Here is a 13722-nt window from a genome sequence, read left to right on the forward strand (position 1 = left end):
GGGCAGTCGCTTTAACGGCTAGAAGCTCAGGACATAAGCATAGTCTCTGCGGAGGGCTACAGGACGTAGGTCACGAAGGCGTTGCCACACGATGTGGCGCTCTTAGCCTTTGTTCCTTAAAGCCTTCCCCTACGAGCCTCTGTCTTATGCTCTTCGCGGGCCTACAGGATGTAGGTCATGAAGACGTTGCCACACGACGTGGCGCATTTAGTCTTCGTTCCTTAAATCAGCCGTCTCAGCTTTTTATTTAATCCAGCTTCAGGGCCTAGCCGCTCGAGGTCGTAAGAATAGCCACTACGGAGGCCAACACGATGTTGGTCACAAAGACGTTACCACAGGATGTGGTGTCTTTAGTCTTTGTTCCATCAAACACTCTCCCTGCGCACCTCCTCTTATGCTCTTCGCGGGCCTACAGGATGTAGGTCATGAAGACGTTGCCACACGACGTGGCGCATTTAGTCTTCGTTCCTTAAATCAGCCGTTTCAGCTTTTTATGTAATCTAGCTTCAACGGCTAGAAGCTCAGGACATAAGCATAGTTCCTGCGGAGGGCTACAGGACGTAGGTCACGAAGGCGTTGCCACACGATGTGGCGCTCTTAGCCTTTGTTCCTTAAAGCCTTCCCCTGCGAGCCTCTGTCTTATGCTCTTCGCTTCTGGGCAAGCCGTTTCAGCTTTTTATTCAATCTAGCTTCGACTCCTAGGAGCTCGAGTCATAAGCAAATACTCTGCGGGGAAGAACTTTCCCTTCGAGTATTCGTCTTATGCTCTTCGCTCCTGTTCAGTCGTCTCAGCTTTTTATTTTCAAAGTAGTAGCATGCCTCTACTAATTTTTTTGTGTAGGGATGTGTTGAGTGGTTTAGAACTTGAGAAGGAGGTCCGCTTTCGACAATGGTCCCTGTTTCAAGTACCATCATTCGATCTGCTACATTACCGACAGACTGAATTCGGTGCGTAATGTATAAAACAGACATATGAAATTCAACCTGAAATTTCTTTAATAGGTTGATGATTAACTTTTCTGTTTGCGGATCCAGAGCAGATGTAATTTCATCGGCTATTAAAAGCTTAGGATTCATTAATAAAGCTCTAATAATAGCTAATCTCTGTTTTTGTCCTCCGGAACATTGGCTTGGTTTTTTTGCTAATAATTCCGTCGGTAAGTCCGCCTTAGCCATTAATTCTTTTATTTTCTTTTTTATTGATTCCGGCTTTTCCTTTTTAAGTACAAGCGGTTCCATTAAACTTTTCTCCATTGTCCAAAACGGGTTAAAGGAACGCTCCGGATTTTGGTAAATATATTGAATCGTACAACATGGCTCTTTTTCAACAAGTCCGCTTGTCGGTGATTGAATTCCCATAATAATTTCAGCCGTTGTAGATTTACCTGACCCTGATTCTCCTATCAAACAAATAAATTCATTGCACAAAATCTCAAAATTGATTCCCCGAAGCACATCCTGGTTTTGGTAGCTTTTATTTACATCTTGAACTCTTAACATTCATTGCACTTCCTTCATCAGTTGTTTATCACTTAAACTAAAAATCCGATCCGAGATTGCATACGCTACATCTAAATCATGCGTGATAAATAATAGACTGATCCCATGTGAACGGACTTTTTCCTCCAAGAGTTCCACTACTTCTTTTTTCAATATAGGATCCAGCGCACTTGTGCATTCATCTGCAATCACAAAAGCTGGTTTATTTACCAGAGAGAGTGCGATTAGAGCCCGGCTCAACATGCCGCCGGAGCACTCATGCGGATACTTGTCCAAAATGTTTTTATTTAACGCGACTTCTTCAACACTCTTCTCAGCTTCCGCAAGACTTATACCGGTTTCTAAAAACTGTTCTTTTAATTTTAATACTGGATTAAATGCCGCCCGTGCATCCTGATAGATAAATGAGCATGTTTTCCAGTAGTGCCTTTCCCTAAAGGATTTCTCACGAACAGACTCACCGTCATATGTAACATCGCCACTCCAGTTCTCAGCCGGCAACAATCCGTACAAAGCTCTGGCTATCGTTGTTTTTCCACTGCCTGAAGGCCCAATCAAACTCACAATCTCTCCTCTTTTAATCGTAAACTCGATATTTTCAACAATAGTAGTCTCGTCATATGTAACCTGCTCCAAGTGACAATATAAATCGCGAGACTTGCCGGTCACTGGTGTTGTACCCTTTTGTTTCTTTGTTTTTGAAGACTTCTTCTGTTTATCTTCCAATAAGAAAGCAAGCGAAACCGATGTGATGAGCAGCATAATCACTGGCGGCAATACAATCCATGTCCATTGGCCAGTTAAGAAAATAAATGTTTGTGTGAAAGCCATATTTAACATGCTTCCCCAAGATATCACATTCGGGTCACCCAAACCTAGGAATGCTAAACCTGCTTCTGTCAAAACAGCAGATTGAAATGTCATCACGAATTTAGTCTTTATGATGGGCTGCAATTGCGGAAGAATATGAGATTTCAATACATAAAAAGAACTGCCACCAAACAGCGCCGATGCTTTTACAAATTCTCTTTCTTTTAATGTTAAAACAGAGGATCGAATAATTCTCATATAACCCGGCCACGATAAAAGACTTAAAATGATTACAAGCTGAATTACACCGGAACCCGTAAAAGCAACAACCAATAATATCAAAAGCAAATTTGGAAGCACTAATAAAATATTGGCCAGCCCGTTAATGAATTTATCGAATTTCGGCAAATATCCCGCTGCCAGTCCCAGCAATACACTTAAAACTGTCGAACACAGAGCAATACAAAGTCCAATTAAGACACTTGTACGGGTTCCATATAATAATTGGCTAAATATATCCTGACCTAAACGATTTGTACCCAGCCAATGCTCAGATGAAGGAGGTTCAAACAATCCTCCGCTATAATCCATTGCTGAATAAGGAGAAAGTAATGGACCAAAGAATGCCAACAGCATGACCACGGCTAAACAAAGTAAAGGGAACTTATAGAACTTTTTCAACATGTTTGCCCCCTCTAACACGTGGATCTAGTTTAGGATAAATAGAATCTGCCAGTGCATTGCAAATCAAAATCATAACAGCAAATAATAAAAACAGACCATGCATCAATGGGTAATCCCGTGAAAGAATGGACTCTTTTAATAACTGCCCAATTCCCGGGTAAGAAAATAACGTCTCTACAAAGATTGCTCCTGTAAAGGTGTAGCCAATTCTTATCATAATCAGAGTAAATATAGGTATTAAAACATTTTTAAACGCATGTCTGAAAACTAACCGGATTTCCCTGACGCCCTTCATCTTCGCAAATTCAATGTAAGGTGAGGAAGCTACCTGAATCGTTTCATTACGCACGAGTAAATAGATCCTTGTCAGGTTTACCATGGTTAATGTCACTATTGGTAAAATAGCATACTTAGCCGCATCATTAACTTTTACCCATATTGATTCGCTATCCATAAACGGTGTATGGGCTCCGCTCATTGGAAGCATATCCAGCATAACTCCAAACACAATAAGCAATAGCATACCGAATAAAAATTCGGGTAAAGCGCCAATTGCCAGCATTGTTGACATGAATGTTTTATCACCTTTTTTATGATGAACCCAACCCGATAACAGTCCTAAAAAAATACCAATTACAATAGATAGAACAGAAGAAATTCCGACAATCCATAGCGTGTAAGAAATATGGTCCATTATGATATCATTAACAGGCAATTTATAAGTATATGAAAATCCAAAATCAAACTGTACGATGCCAACTATATAATCAATAAATTGTTCAGCCATTGAATCATTCAGCCCATAATATTCAATCATTGAATTCTTTTGTTGCTCTGTTAAAGTTGCACCGCTTTCCTGCCCCTCTAAATATTCAAGAGGTCCCCCCGGCATTAGTCGAGGAAGAAAAAAATTTAAGAGAATCAAGATAAGAAGAAGAGAACCGTACAGCTTAAAAATTTTAATCATATTCAATAAACGCTGCCTTGTTATCTGTTAATGGAATTCCGTCTGAAATACCACCATATGTGTTAAACCATCCATCAAATACATTAGCATCATAAACAAAGTAGAACGGGCGATGGTAAATCACTAATGTAGGCAGCTCTTCAGCTAAAATATCCTGCATAGAATCAACTGTTTCGTTACGCTCTTCCCCTTCTTGAGACAGTTGTTTACTAGCCAACTCGTTAAATTCTTGATGATTGAATACAGCATTCCCAGCATATGCATTGCTTGCCTGACCAGAGAACCATAAGCGGAGGAAATCAGGATCCCCACTTAATCCAATGTGCCCTGTTAAAGCCATATCATATTTCCCTTCACTCATAGCAGTTGTAAAAGTAGCTGTATCTACTGTTTGAATTTGCAATTTCACCCCTACATCAGCAAGCATTGATCTCATTAATTCGGCTTCCTGAGGAGTAGAAGAAACCAGAAGTTTTAAGCTAAGCTCTTCTCGAACACCATTTTTATTTTTTTCATATCCGAGTGAATCTAACATTTCATTTGCTTGATCCACATCATAATCATATTTTTTTACATCTTCATTAAACCAATCCGAATCAGGTGGAATTACCCCTCCGCTACCAACAATGGTTTTGGAATTCCCCAATACTTTTTCTGCTATTTCACCTCGATTAAGTGCATAGGCAATTGCTTGACGTAGCCTTTTATCACTTAACTGTTCATTTTCCAAATTAAAAACAATACGAACTGCGCTTCCTGTTGGATTACTTTGAAGCGCTTTAAACCCTTGTTCTTCCATTTGCTTCACTTCTGTATAGTTATACGTCATGCCGCCGGTTATTTCCCTTTTTTGCAGGGAGAGCATTTTATTCTCTACATTCAAATATTGAACTTCCTTAACCGTAACATCACCTTTGAAATAAGCCTCATTTGCTAGGTAACGATAATTACCAGTCGAGCTGTTATAGCTATCAAGAACATATGGACCTGTACCTATTAATGCATTTTCTTCCGTATATTCCATTGGATTTTCGATTTCTGACCAGATATGCTCTGGTAGAATTGGAAGAATTCCGGCAATTTCAGTGATAAATGGGGAATATTCCTCGGTCAACGTAATTGCAACTTTGTGATTTGATATTTTCTTTAGTGAAGCTATTTTAGACATATCTGCATTCCACTGGAACGCATGTTTCTTAAAATAGTTATATGAAAAGACAACATCATCGGCGGTTAATGATTCTCCATCATGAAACTGCACATCTTTTTCTAAATTAAACGTGTATGTTAGCTTGTCCTCAGATACTTCCCAGGAAGATGCCAGCCAAGGAATTACCCCAGTCTCATCTTTCCAAGTAAGCGAGTCAAAAATGAAACTGCTGCGTAAATATCCTCCGGGACCATTTGAGGTAAATGTAAATGGAGATGGGAACCCACTATCTGCCCATGCAATCTTCACGGTCTTATTTTTTTCAGATGCCTTTGAATCTGTATTTGTATTTGGTGAAGTGCCACCACCTGAACATCCTGCGAGCAGGATGAATAATGATAGTAGTAAAAATGAAATCCTTTTCATCCATACAACTCCCTTTCAACATATGATGGTTCTTATCATATAACAGTTGATAATGATTATCAATATCATTATTTTAAAAAATTATAATCGTTTAATAAATGAGAAAAACGTCCTATACAAAATACACTATATAATGGAAAATATTACTAATATATAAAGAAAATGTTTTTATTTTCTCATTCAATTTATTATATCAACATATTCTTATCGTTTATAACTATTAAGAGCCACTCTTTTTGAGACAAAAAAAGCACCCTACTATTAGTAGATGCTACAAAGTGTACTTGTTTATTGTTTTATATCATCTGATTCGGTAAACCCAATCCTTAAGAAAATGCTTCGCCGCTTCTTTACCTTGATCAATTAATACTAGCCGCTGATTGTCAGAAATAGAAAACTCTATAAATCCCGCCTCTTTAATTGGTATAAACACAATGTTTTTAACGAATTTTCTTGAAATATATCTGGCATCATGAGCATTCCTCATCGTTTCAAATAAAGATGTAAAAAGTTCGATTGCATTATTGATATCACGCTCATGGACCACTGCTTGTTGTTTTTCTGGTACCAGCCTTAATCCCAGCACCGGTCTCTCAGCGATAACATTATCTTGATCAAACAGCCACATAGGAAAATTACTTAAAACCCCGCCATCTACGATAACCCTTTTCTCCCCTACCGTTCGAAGCGTAATCGGCTGAAAGAAAAAGGGGACAGAGCAGCTCATACGAATCGCTCTCGCCACTAAGAACTGATTGGGGTTTATATTATATTTTGGCAGATCATCCGGCAAAACCATCAATCTTCCATTTGTTAGATCAGATGCAATAACTCTCAATTGTTTATCAGCTAAATCTGCAAATGTCCTAATATTTTTCCTGGCCAATACCTCTTTAATCCATAGCTCCAAGGCATCCCCTTTGTAAAGTCCCATACTCCAATATAATTTGAGCCATTTGGCTAGTGGAAAATGTTTATTTTTTTTTGTTTCCAATAGCTTCGTTAATTTAACGCTTTTCATAATTTCATTAATTTCGCTCCCTGAGTACCCCGCTGCTATAAACCCGGCAATGATTGCGCCTGCACTTGTTCCGGCTACTCTTTTAAACCGATATCCCTGCTTCTCTAATTCAATTACTGCCCCAATAAGAGCAAACCCTTTTATACCTCCTCCGGAAAACACTCCGTCAATAAACAAATAAAACCCCTCCCCCCTTACTTACTCATTTTTAATCTGGGAGAGAGAGGTTTAGAACACATTAGGTAAAGTATTGTATTTCTGCATTCGGAAAGAACTCTTTGATGGAGTTTTCTATATGAGTTTTCAAAGCATTCGCTTCTTCATCAGGATAGACATATTTCCCTATACCGTATTTCCCCCATTTATACTTACGCTTCGTTTCATCCATCTCAAGCTTTGTCTTAGGATATCGTGCTTGAATAACTTTTTTTGCCGGCTTTGTAAAGCGATGCTGGATGAGTTCAAAGCTAATTTTCATCATGGACAGCTCTTCACCTAACGCATGCCTCAAACGATCAAATAATTCGTAATATCCTTCTTCCCAGCCTTCATGCATATATATCGGAGCGACTATAAACCCAAGATGATATCCCGCTGCTGCCACTTTTCGAGCAGCCTCCAACCGCTCATCAAACGAAGAGGTTCCTGGCTCAAAATTTTTTATAACATAACGGGAGTTTATGGAGAAGCGGAAACTGGTTTTTCCATTATGTCTAGCATCAAGCAAATGATCGACATGATGAAATTTAGTTACAAATCGTAATCTTCCATATTCAGTACTGCCGATAAAATTAATCGTTTCCTTTAAGGAATGCGTGAGGTGATCAATACCTACTATATCGGAGGTACAAGCCGCCTCAAATCTTGTGATTTCCGGCGCTCTCTGTTCCATATATTTACTTGCCTGTTCAAAAATCTCTTCTAGATTCACGTACACTCTAATATAGGGCTTACTGCCAAGCGTTGTTTGTAAATAACAATAATGACAATGCCCCATACATCCTGTAGCCAGCGGGATCGCATACTCTGCTGAAGGCTTTGATGTATCAAATTTTAATGTCTTCCGTATTCCAATCACCATCGTGGATTTGGCGATTCGATATTTTTGCAGTTCATTATCACCGGGCAAATCGCGAATCTGATTATGGGATGTGGTTTGCCTAATTTCCACTGGCAGGCTCTGAAATTTTTCATATAAAGCCTTTCCTAACGGATATTCCAATGCTTTAGGTTCAAAATAAACTAATTGAGGAATAAATGGTTTCATGTTTTTCACCTACTTAACAGATAGTGTGTTCAGAAATAAAAAAAAGGATGGCGTTAATCTTTACCATCCTTTTTATCACTTATATCAATTTTTTATTTACAATCCACATTTAAGCTGAGCACCGCAGTTCGTACATGTATTGCACCCACCAAGTTCCTCCACTTTTCCTTGGCGGCAGACCGGGCAAGTATTTCCAACTTCGCTTCCGATTGTTACGCTTGTTGATTCAAGTGCATCAATTGTGTCGATAAGAACAACATGCTGCTTCGTATGTTGTGGCTGAGTGGATTGATCCGTATCGTTTTCAGCCTTTAACGTTAATACCTGTGTATCACGGCTTCCATCTACGTATACAGTTCCACCCTTAGCTCCGCCTTTATATAGACGCTCATACACTCGTTCTACTTGTTCAACGGAATATCCTTTCGGTGCATTTACCGTTTTACTGATCGAGCTATCAATCCAACGTTGGATAATGCATTGTACATCAGCGTGTTTCTCAGGAGTTAAATCCATTGCAGAAATAAACCATGAAGGTAGATTATTGCTGTCTGCATTAGGATTGCGACGTAAATACTCTTCTACTATATCAGCTTTCACTTCAATAAATTTACCCAAACGTCCGCTTCTGAAATATGTGAATGAGAAGTATGGTTCAAGACCTGTAGAAACACCTACCATTGTACCAGTGCTTCCAGTAGGAGCAACTGTTAACAAATGTGAGTTACGAATACCATATTTCATGATTCCTTCACGAATATGTTCAGGCATTTTTTTCATATACCCTGTATTAATAAAACGTGTGCGCAATTCTTTCGTTTCTTCCTCTGATTCACCAACTAAGAATGGGAAGCTACCTTTTTCTTTCGCGATTTCAATAGATTCCTCATATGCTGCAGTTGCAATTGTTTCAAATACAATATCAACCAGCTTATTTCCTTCTTCGGAACCATATTCTTTTTCACAATAAATAAGCATATCATGCAGACCCATTACACCTAGGCCAACGCGTCTTTCCCCTAGAGCCTGTTTTTTATTGGCTTCAAGGAAGTATGGAGTCGCGTTAATAACATTATCCTGCATGCGCACGCCCACTTTTACCGTTTGTTTCAGTTTCTCCAAGTCCACTTGTTTGCGATCTTTATCTGTCATTTCAGCCAGATTGACAGCAGCCAAGTTACATACAGAATAAGGAGCCAATGGCTGTTCCCCACAAGGATTCGTCGCAACTACTTTTTGACCGTACGCTTTAGCGTTTGTCATATCGTTTGCATTATCGATAAAGAAAATGCCCGGCTCCGCAGAATAAGTCGCACAGATATTGATTAAATTCCATAATTCGCGAGCTTTAATTTTACGATATACACGCACAGCATAACCTAGTTTCTCCCATTCGCGTACATCACCGCAATCAGCCCATTTTTCATTATAGGCTCTCATATCTTCTTCATTATAGGACTCAACATCCGGGAATCGAAGTTCATATTCTCCGTCATTTTCTACAGCTTCCATAAATTCTTTTGTTAAGCACACTGAAATATTGGCACCTGTTAAAAAGTCTGGATTATGAACAGTATCATTTCCACCAGCGGAAAGTTTTTCTTCTGCTTCCTTAATGATTGCCTCATTAAATCCGCCAAACCCCGAGATGTTTTTATAATTGACTATGCCTTGATACATGGCTTCCTCTTGCATTGTGAGCGGAGTGAATTTCAATTTTTCAGATGCATGTCTACGAATTACTTCATCCTTGCTGACTTTCATTAAGAAGCGCAAAATTTTAGGATTTTGCATTTTTGAGATGATAAATTCTACGATATCCGGATGCCAGTCAGAGAGCATAATCATTTGAGCTCCGCGACGGGAACCACCCTGTTCAACTAAGTGAGTTAATTTTGCAATATCATCCAACCAGGATACTGCACCTGAGGATTTTCCGTTTACACCGCGAGCAAGCGTGTTTCTTGGACGTAAAGTGGAACCATTCGTACCGACACCGCCTCCGCGACTCATAATTTCCATCACATGTTTGCGATGTTCAGAAATCCCTTCACGGCTGTCATTAATAAATGGCATTACATAGCAGTTAAAGTAGGTTACTTCTGTTTCAGAACCGGCTCCATAGAGCACACGTCCTGCCGGGATAAAATTCGTTTGAACTAATTCATTATAAAATTTATCAAACCATTCCTTGCGTTTCTCTTCCGTTTTTTCAACTTCAGCCAAACCGCGTGCATTCCGTTTCGCAATCTGTTCATAATAAATTTCAAGTGGTTTTTCAATGACGTCGAGTGATTTACAAATCAGACCGGTTTTAATTTCATCATGCTTGTCCAAGGATGAGCGGAATTCTTCTTCAACCAATACATGTGCTTTCTTGGCTTCCCAATCAATATGTTGGATGTACCCAAGTCCACGGGCAGGAAATTTTGGGTCTTCTTTAATGGTAAGTACAACAAAATCTCCATTACTAAGTGTCATTTTTTCCGTATCTTTGAAGGAATAGCGATCTATCATCACAAGCCTTGAAACACCCTTATACGTCTTATTCATGTCTGGAGTAATCGGAAAAACTTGCGGAAATAGGGCTATATCTTTATTTAACCTTTCGACATTTATAGACAACTTGCGATTTGTTACAGTAGGCAATTTGATCTCTCCTTCAACCAATAATATTATCTCTTTTTTATTTATCTTTGTTAAGTTCTTAAATGAATATCTCTACGTTATCATAGGCTACATTTTAATTCAACATATAGTATTTGTATTTTTATAATTCATACCACATATAGTGTCTGGAGCATCTTCTGCTAAAATTGTCAATTATTAAAATTTTACAAAAAGTAAAGAAAATCAAAGATATAATCTTCTTTTTAACTATTTTCGAACCAAAATAAACAAAATCTCAGCTTGCATATTATGAAGCTTAACTATGCTTCATATAACAGCATTTTTGCATTTTCGACCCAAAATTTTTTTCCTAAAAAATAAATTTTTGTCCATAATGCACGATACTTGATTTATAGTGATTTGTAAACTTATTGTCCTTTCTAATAACGCTATATCGATATAACCATTATTTTGAATCCAAAGACAATATGTCTACCTTCCTAAATGCAATAATTTTTTATCACAAATTCGTAAACTATTACCAGAAAATTTTTTTGCCAGACAAATATACGAACTGTATAATAGTAAAGTGAACAGAAAGAGAAAGTGGGGATTGAATTGCCAACATCATTAATCGTATTAATTGTTCTGGCTGTATTGATCATTGGATATTCCATCTACAGTTGGTTCTCCAGCAAAAAAATGGTTACGACATTGTCCCAAGAGGACTTTAAAGCTGGCTATCGAAAAGCTCAGTTAATAGATGTTCGTGAGCAAAAAGAGTTTGATGGCGGACATATTTTAGGAGCCCGCAACATACCTTCAACACAATTGAAAATGCGTATGAAGGAACTCCGCAAAGATAAACCTGTTTATCTTTATTGTCAAAGCGGAATGAGAAGCACACGAGCTGCTCAGATGCTATATAAAAAAGGCTATCGTGAACTTTATCAACTCGAGGGCGGCTTCAAACAATGGAAGGGTAAAATTAAAACTAAATAAAATCAAAGAGCCAATGCAGGGTATGCACTTGGCTCTTTATAATTAAACGGATATTTTTTATGATTTCGTTTTATTACCACCGTTAAATTCATCTACCAGATTCTCTGCTGCTTTTTTATACAGCTGGCTCATATGAGAAAGAGAAGCGATCATTAATAATTTCTCAAAATATTCAACATCGCCGTTGAACTCATCCAGAGTGCCGCCTAAATGTACCCCTTCTTCTTTTGCCTCAGAGATACTCTCTAGTATGTCTTCTTTAAATTTATGAGCATTGTGATCAGTCAGGCGCAGAAAGCTGGAATACAGCTCATCAAGCTGTAAGTCTTCCTCTACTATCTTAGTGTTCAAGGGTCCCAGAATCGTTTTAATGTCACTTATAGAGAGTGTCCCTTTCAACTGATAAATCAGGCTGATTACTATTAAATGCCGCTTAGAATATTTTTTATTTTTAATAGGAAAAAATACTTTACCCTTGGCATAATTGTTGATCATCGTTTTAGTTAAAACTTTTTCATCATCATTCCGCTTAGACATTTTGAATTTACTCTCGAATAATTGAATGACTTGATCCATATATAAATCAATATCTGGTATATCCTCTAATGTGATTTTATCTTGCAATCCCAGTTGATTGATAAGTTCTTCATTGTTTTTCATTTTGTAACCTCTGTTTACTAATAGTAATTTCTATTATACATTAACCATTCAGATTCTGTAAGGATGGTGAACTTTTAGCATTTTATAATTTATCGGAATACACGGCAATTTGCTCTATCTCATAGGAAGCAACTTCATTTATACCCTTTTTATCCTGCAGCGCACATATATACATAGCCTCTGCCACCATTTTTCCTTGTACCGGCTTATATTTCTTAAGAGGACCTTTAAATACAAACGGGCAAGATTTACTGACTAAAGCTGCCAATCCCTCTCCCAATCTAAATTCTTGCCTATTCCCCAATAAAAGTGATGGTCTAAAAATGGTTAGACTGTTTAATTGAAGCTGTTTCAATGCAGTCTCCAGTTGCCCTTTTGTTTTGCTGTAAAACACATGGGATTTTTCATCAGCACCCATTGCAGAAATAATTAAGAATTGACGAACCTGGTGCTGTTTAGCATTCTCTGCAAGCATCAACGGGTATGTATAATCGACTTTCCTAAACGCTTCCTTTGTCTTCGCTTTCTTAATGGTTGTACCCAAACAGCAAAAAATACAATCAACATCACTTGGTAGAGGTTCCTGATCCAATTGTTCAAAATCCGGAAAACTTTCCCTAAGCTTTGAATGTTGAATACCCGTGCTGGTCCTTACCCATACAATCACTTTCTCAAATTCACGTGAATCCAAAAGCGTTGTCACCAATTCCTTTCCAACTAATCCGGTTGCCCCAATTACTAACCCTACTTTACCGGTCATCTATTTTCCTCCATCTACCCTTTATTTTCGTTTCCTCTATTATAATCTATTTTCGTCATGCATGAATTCCATTAAAATTGAGAAAATAACTATAAATCCATAAGAGGGAGGATGAAATATATGAAAGAAGAAAGCACTCATGAATTTGTAGAAAATTTGCATGAAAAGCAACAAAAGGCTGAAAAGAACCAAGCTAAACAAGGATATGGACGTCCAAGCAAAAAACTTCCAAATAAACAGCATTAATACCTTGTAATCGAATGCCATGAGTTATGTTTCTCATGGCTTTTTGCTTACTTGCCAGCCTTTCTTACGATTAATCCCATAAATAGAGTAACACCTATTAGTAGTACCACTAAAACCCATTACTTCCATTAACATAAAATTCCCTGTTAGATAGCATTATTTTATAAAGCCCTCAAAAATTCATAATATTGCTCCTTCTTATATTGCAGGTTAGTGGAATCAAACAACCTTATATATTCATATCTTAGGAAAAATGATTTGGGTGTGATTAAAGAATATGAAAACACATAATCAAGTTGTTTTCTATACGATTAGGTGGTCTACCATTAAAAAATTTTTAGTACTAGATTTTATAACAGGTACAGGTATTTATTATGCATTTAAAATTATTTCATCCAGCGTTTTAGTTGGTGTTTTAGGAAGTATTATTTGTACCGAAGGGATTAAACGGTTACCTGGCAAACTAATGCGTTGATTGGAAAGGGTAAGGATTCTAGCTAGTTATTATGTTTGTTAATATGAAAATAGCCCCACCAAAAAGGAAGTAGCTTATTGGACTAACGCTCTTTCAGTTTAAGTAATTTTTATCACAACAGAACCCTCCTATTGACTAGGAGGG

At 37.8% G+C, this 13722-nt stretch carries 11 protein-coding genes; 2 read left to right on the forward strand and 9 right to left on the reverse strand.

Features of this window, described 5'->3' with window-relative positions:
* Window positions 1-711 precede the first annotated feature (711 nt).
* The 7 genes from AC4G3N_RS04540 to AC4G3N_RS04570 all read right to left on the reverse strand — a co-directional run bounded on the left by AC4G3N_RS04540 (window position 712) and on the right by AC4G3N_RS04570 (window position 10474).
* Window positions 712-1500 carry an ABC transporter ATP-binding protein gene (locus tag AC4G3N_RS04540; protein WP_066104997.1) on the reverse strand — a complete coding sequence of 263 codons (789 nt, stop codon included), beginning with the start codon at window positions 1498-1500 and terminating at the stop codon, window positions 712-714.
* Window positions 1501-2994, reverse strand: a complete 1494-nt coding sequence (locus tag AC4G3N_RS04545; protein ID WP_491089806.1) for an ATP-binding cassette domain-containing protein — start codon at window positions 2992-2994, stop codon at window positions 1501-1503.
* A complete protein-coding gene (locus tag AC4G3N_RS04550) occupies window positions 2975-3961 on the reverse strand; it encodes an ABC transporter permease (RefSeq protein ID WP_139892494.1) in 987 nt (328 codons plus the stop codon). Before AC4G3N_RS04550 ends, AC4G3N_RS04545 begins: the two co-directional genes overlap by 20 nt.
* Window positions 3954-5537, reverse strand: a complete 1584-nt coding sequence (locus AC4G3N_RS04555) for an ABC transporter substrate-binding protein (protein ID WP_491089807.1) — start codon at window positions 5535-5537, stop codon at window positions 3954-3956. Before AC4G3N_RS04555 ends, AC4G3N_RS04550 begins: the two co-directional genes overlap by 8 nt.
* A gap of 301 nt (window positions 5538-5838) precedes the next feature.
* Window positions 5839-6735: a patatin-like phospholipase family protein gene (locus tag AC4G3N_RS04560; protein WP_066105006.1), complete on the reverse strand. Its 897-nt coding sequence runs from the start codon at window positions 6733-6735 to the stop codon at window positions 5839-5841.
* 61 nt (window positions 6736-6796) lie between these two features.
* Window positions 6797-7825: a spore photoproduct lyase gene (gene splB / locus AC4G3N_RS04565; protein WP_066105011.1), complete on the reverse strand. Its 1029-nt coding sequence runs from the start codon at window positions 7823-7825 to the stop codon at window positions 6797-6799.
* A gap of 96 nt (window positions 7826-7921) precedes the next feature.
* Window positions 7922-10474 (reverse strand): vitamin B12-dependent ribonucleotide reductase, encoded by a 2553-nt coding sequence (locus tag AC4G3N_RS04570; protein ID WP_491089808.1) that lies wholly within the window; start codon window positions 10472-10474, stop codon window positions 7922-7924.
* A gap of 579 nt (window positions 10475-11053) precedes the next feature.
* Between AC4G3N_RS04570 and AC4G3N_RS04575 the strand changes: the two genes are divergently transcribed.
* On the forward strand, window positions 11054-11437 hold the full coding sequence (locus AC4G3N_RS04575; RefSeq protein WP_225983605.1) for a rhodanese-like domain-containing protein: 384 nt from the start codon (window positions 11054-11056) through the stop codon (window positions 11435-11437).
* Between the two features lie 57 nt (window positions 11438-11494).
* On the opposite strand, the gene AC4G3N_RS04580 is transcribed toward AC4G3N_RS04575, so the two are convergent.
* Both AC4G3N_RS04580 and AC4G3N_RS04585 read right to left on the reverse strand, forming a co-directional pair.
* Window positions 11495-12097 carry a DUF1836 domain-containing protein gene (locus AC4G3N_RS04580; protein ID WP_491089809.1) on the reverse strand — a complete coding sequence of 201 codons (603 nt, stop codon included), beginning with the start codon at window positions 12095-12097 and terminating at the stop codon, window positions 11495-11497.
* An 82-nt stretch (window positions 12098-12179) separates the two neighbouring features.
* The gene (locus AC4G3N_RS04585; protein WP_491089810.1) at window positions 12180-12857 is read right to left on the reverse strand and encodes an NAD(P)H-binding protein; all 678 of its coding nucleotides are present in this window, start codon (window positions 12855-12857) and stop codon (window positions 12180-12182) included.
* A gap of 120 nt (window positions 12858-12977) precedes the next feature.
* On the opposite strand from AC4G3N_RS04585, the gene AC4G3N_RS04590 reads away from it, so the two are divergent.
* Window positions 12978-13103 (forward strand): DUF4023 domain-containing protein, encoded by a 126-nt coding sequence (locus tag AC4G3N_RS04590; RefSeq protein WP_077248062.1) that lies wholly within the window; start codon window positions 12978-12980, stop codon window positions 13101-13103.
* Window positions 13104-13722 lie beyond the last annotated feature (619 nt).

The sequence above is a fragment of the Bacillus sp. z50 genome, from assembly GCF_058313585.1.

Coding starts and splice junctions, on each gene's coding strand:
- AC4G3N_RS04540 (WP_066104997.1), bottom strand. CDS start 1,500: ATGTTAAGAGTTCAAGATGTAAATAAAAGCTACCAAAACCAGGATGTG.
- AC4G3N_RS04545 (WP_491089806.1), bottom strand. CDS start 2,994: ATGTTGAAAAAGTTCTATAAGTTCCCTTTACTTTGTTTAGCCGTGGTC.
- AC4G3N_RS04550 (WP_139892494.1), bottom strand. CDS start 3,961: ATGATTAAAATTTTTAAGCTGTACGGTTCTCTTCTTCTTATCTTGATT.
- AC4G3N_RS04555 (WP_491089807.1), bottom strand. CDS start 5,537: ATGAAAAGGATTTCATTTTTACTACTATCATTATTCATCCTGCTCGCA.
- splB (WP_066105011.1), bottom strand. CDS start 7,825: ATGAAACCATTTATTCCTCAATTAGTTTATTTTGAACCTAAAGCATTG.
- AC4G3N_RS04580 (WP_491089809.1), bottom strand. CDS start 12,097: ATGAAAAACAATGAAGAACTTATCAATCAACTGGGATTGCAAGATAAA.
- AC4G3N_RS04585 (WP_491089810.1), bottom strand. CDS start 12,857: ATGACCGGTAAAGTAGGGTTAGTAATTGGGGCAACCGGATTAGTTGGA.
- AC4G3N_RS04590 (WP_077248062.1), top strand. CDS start 12,978: ATGAAAGAAGAAAGCACTCATGAATTTGTAGAAAATTTGCATGAAAAG.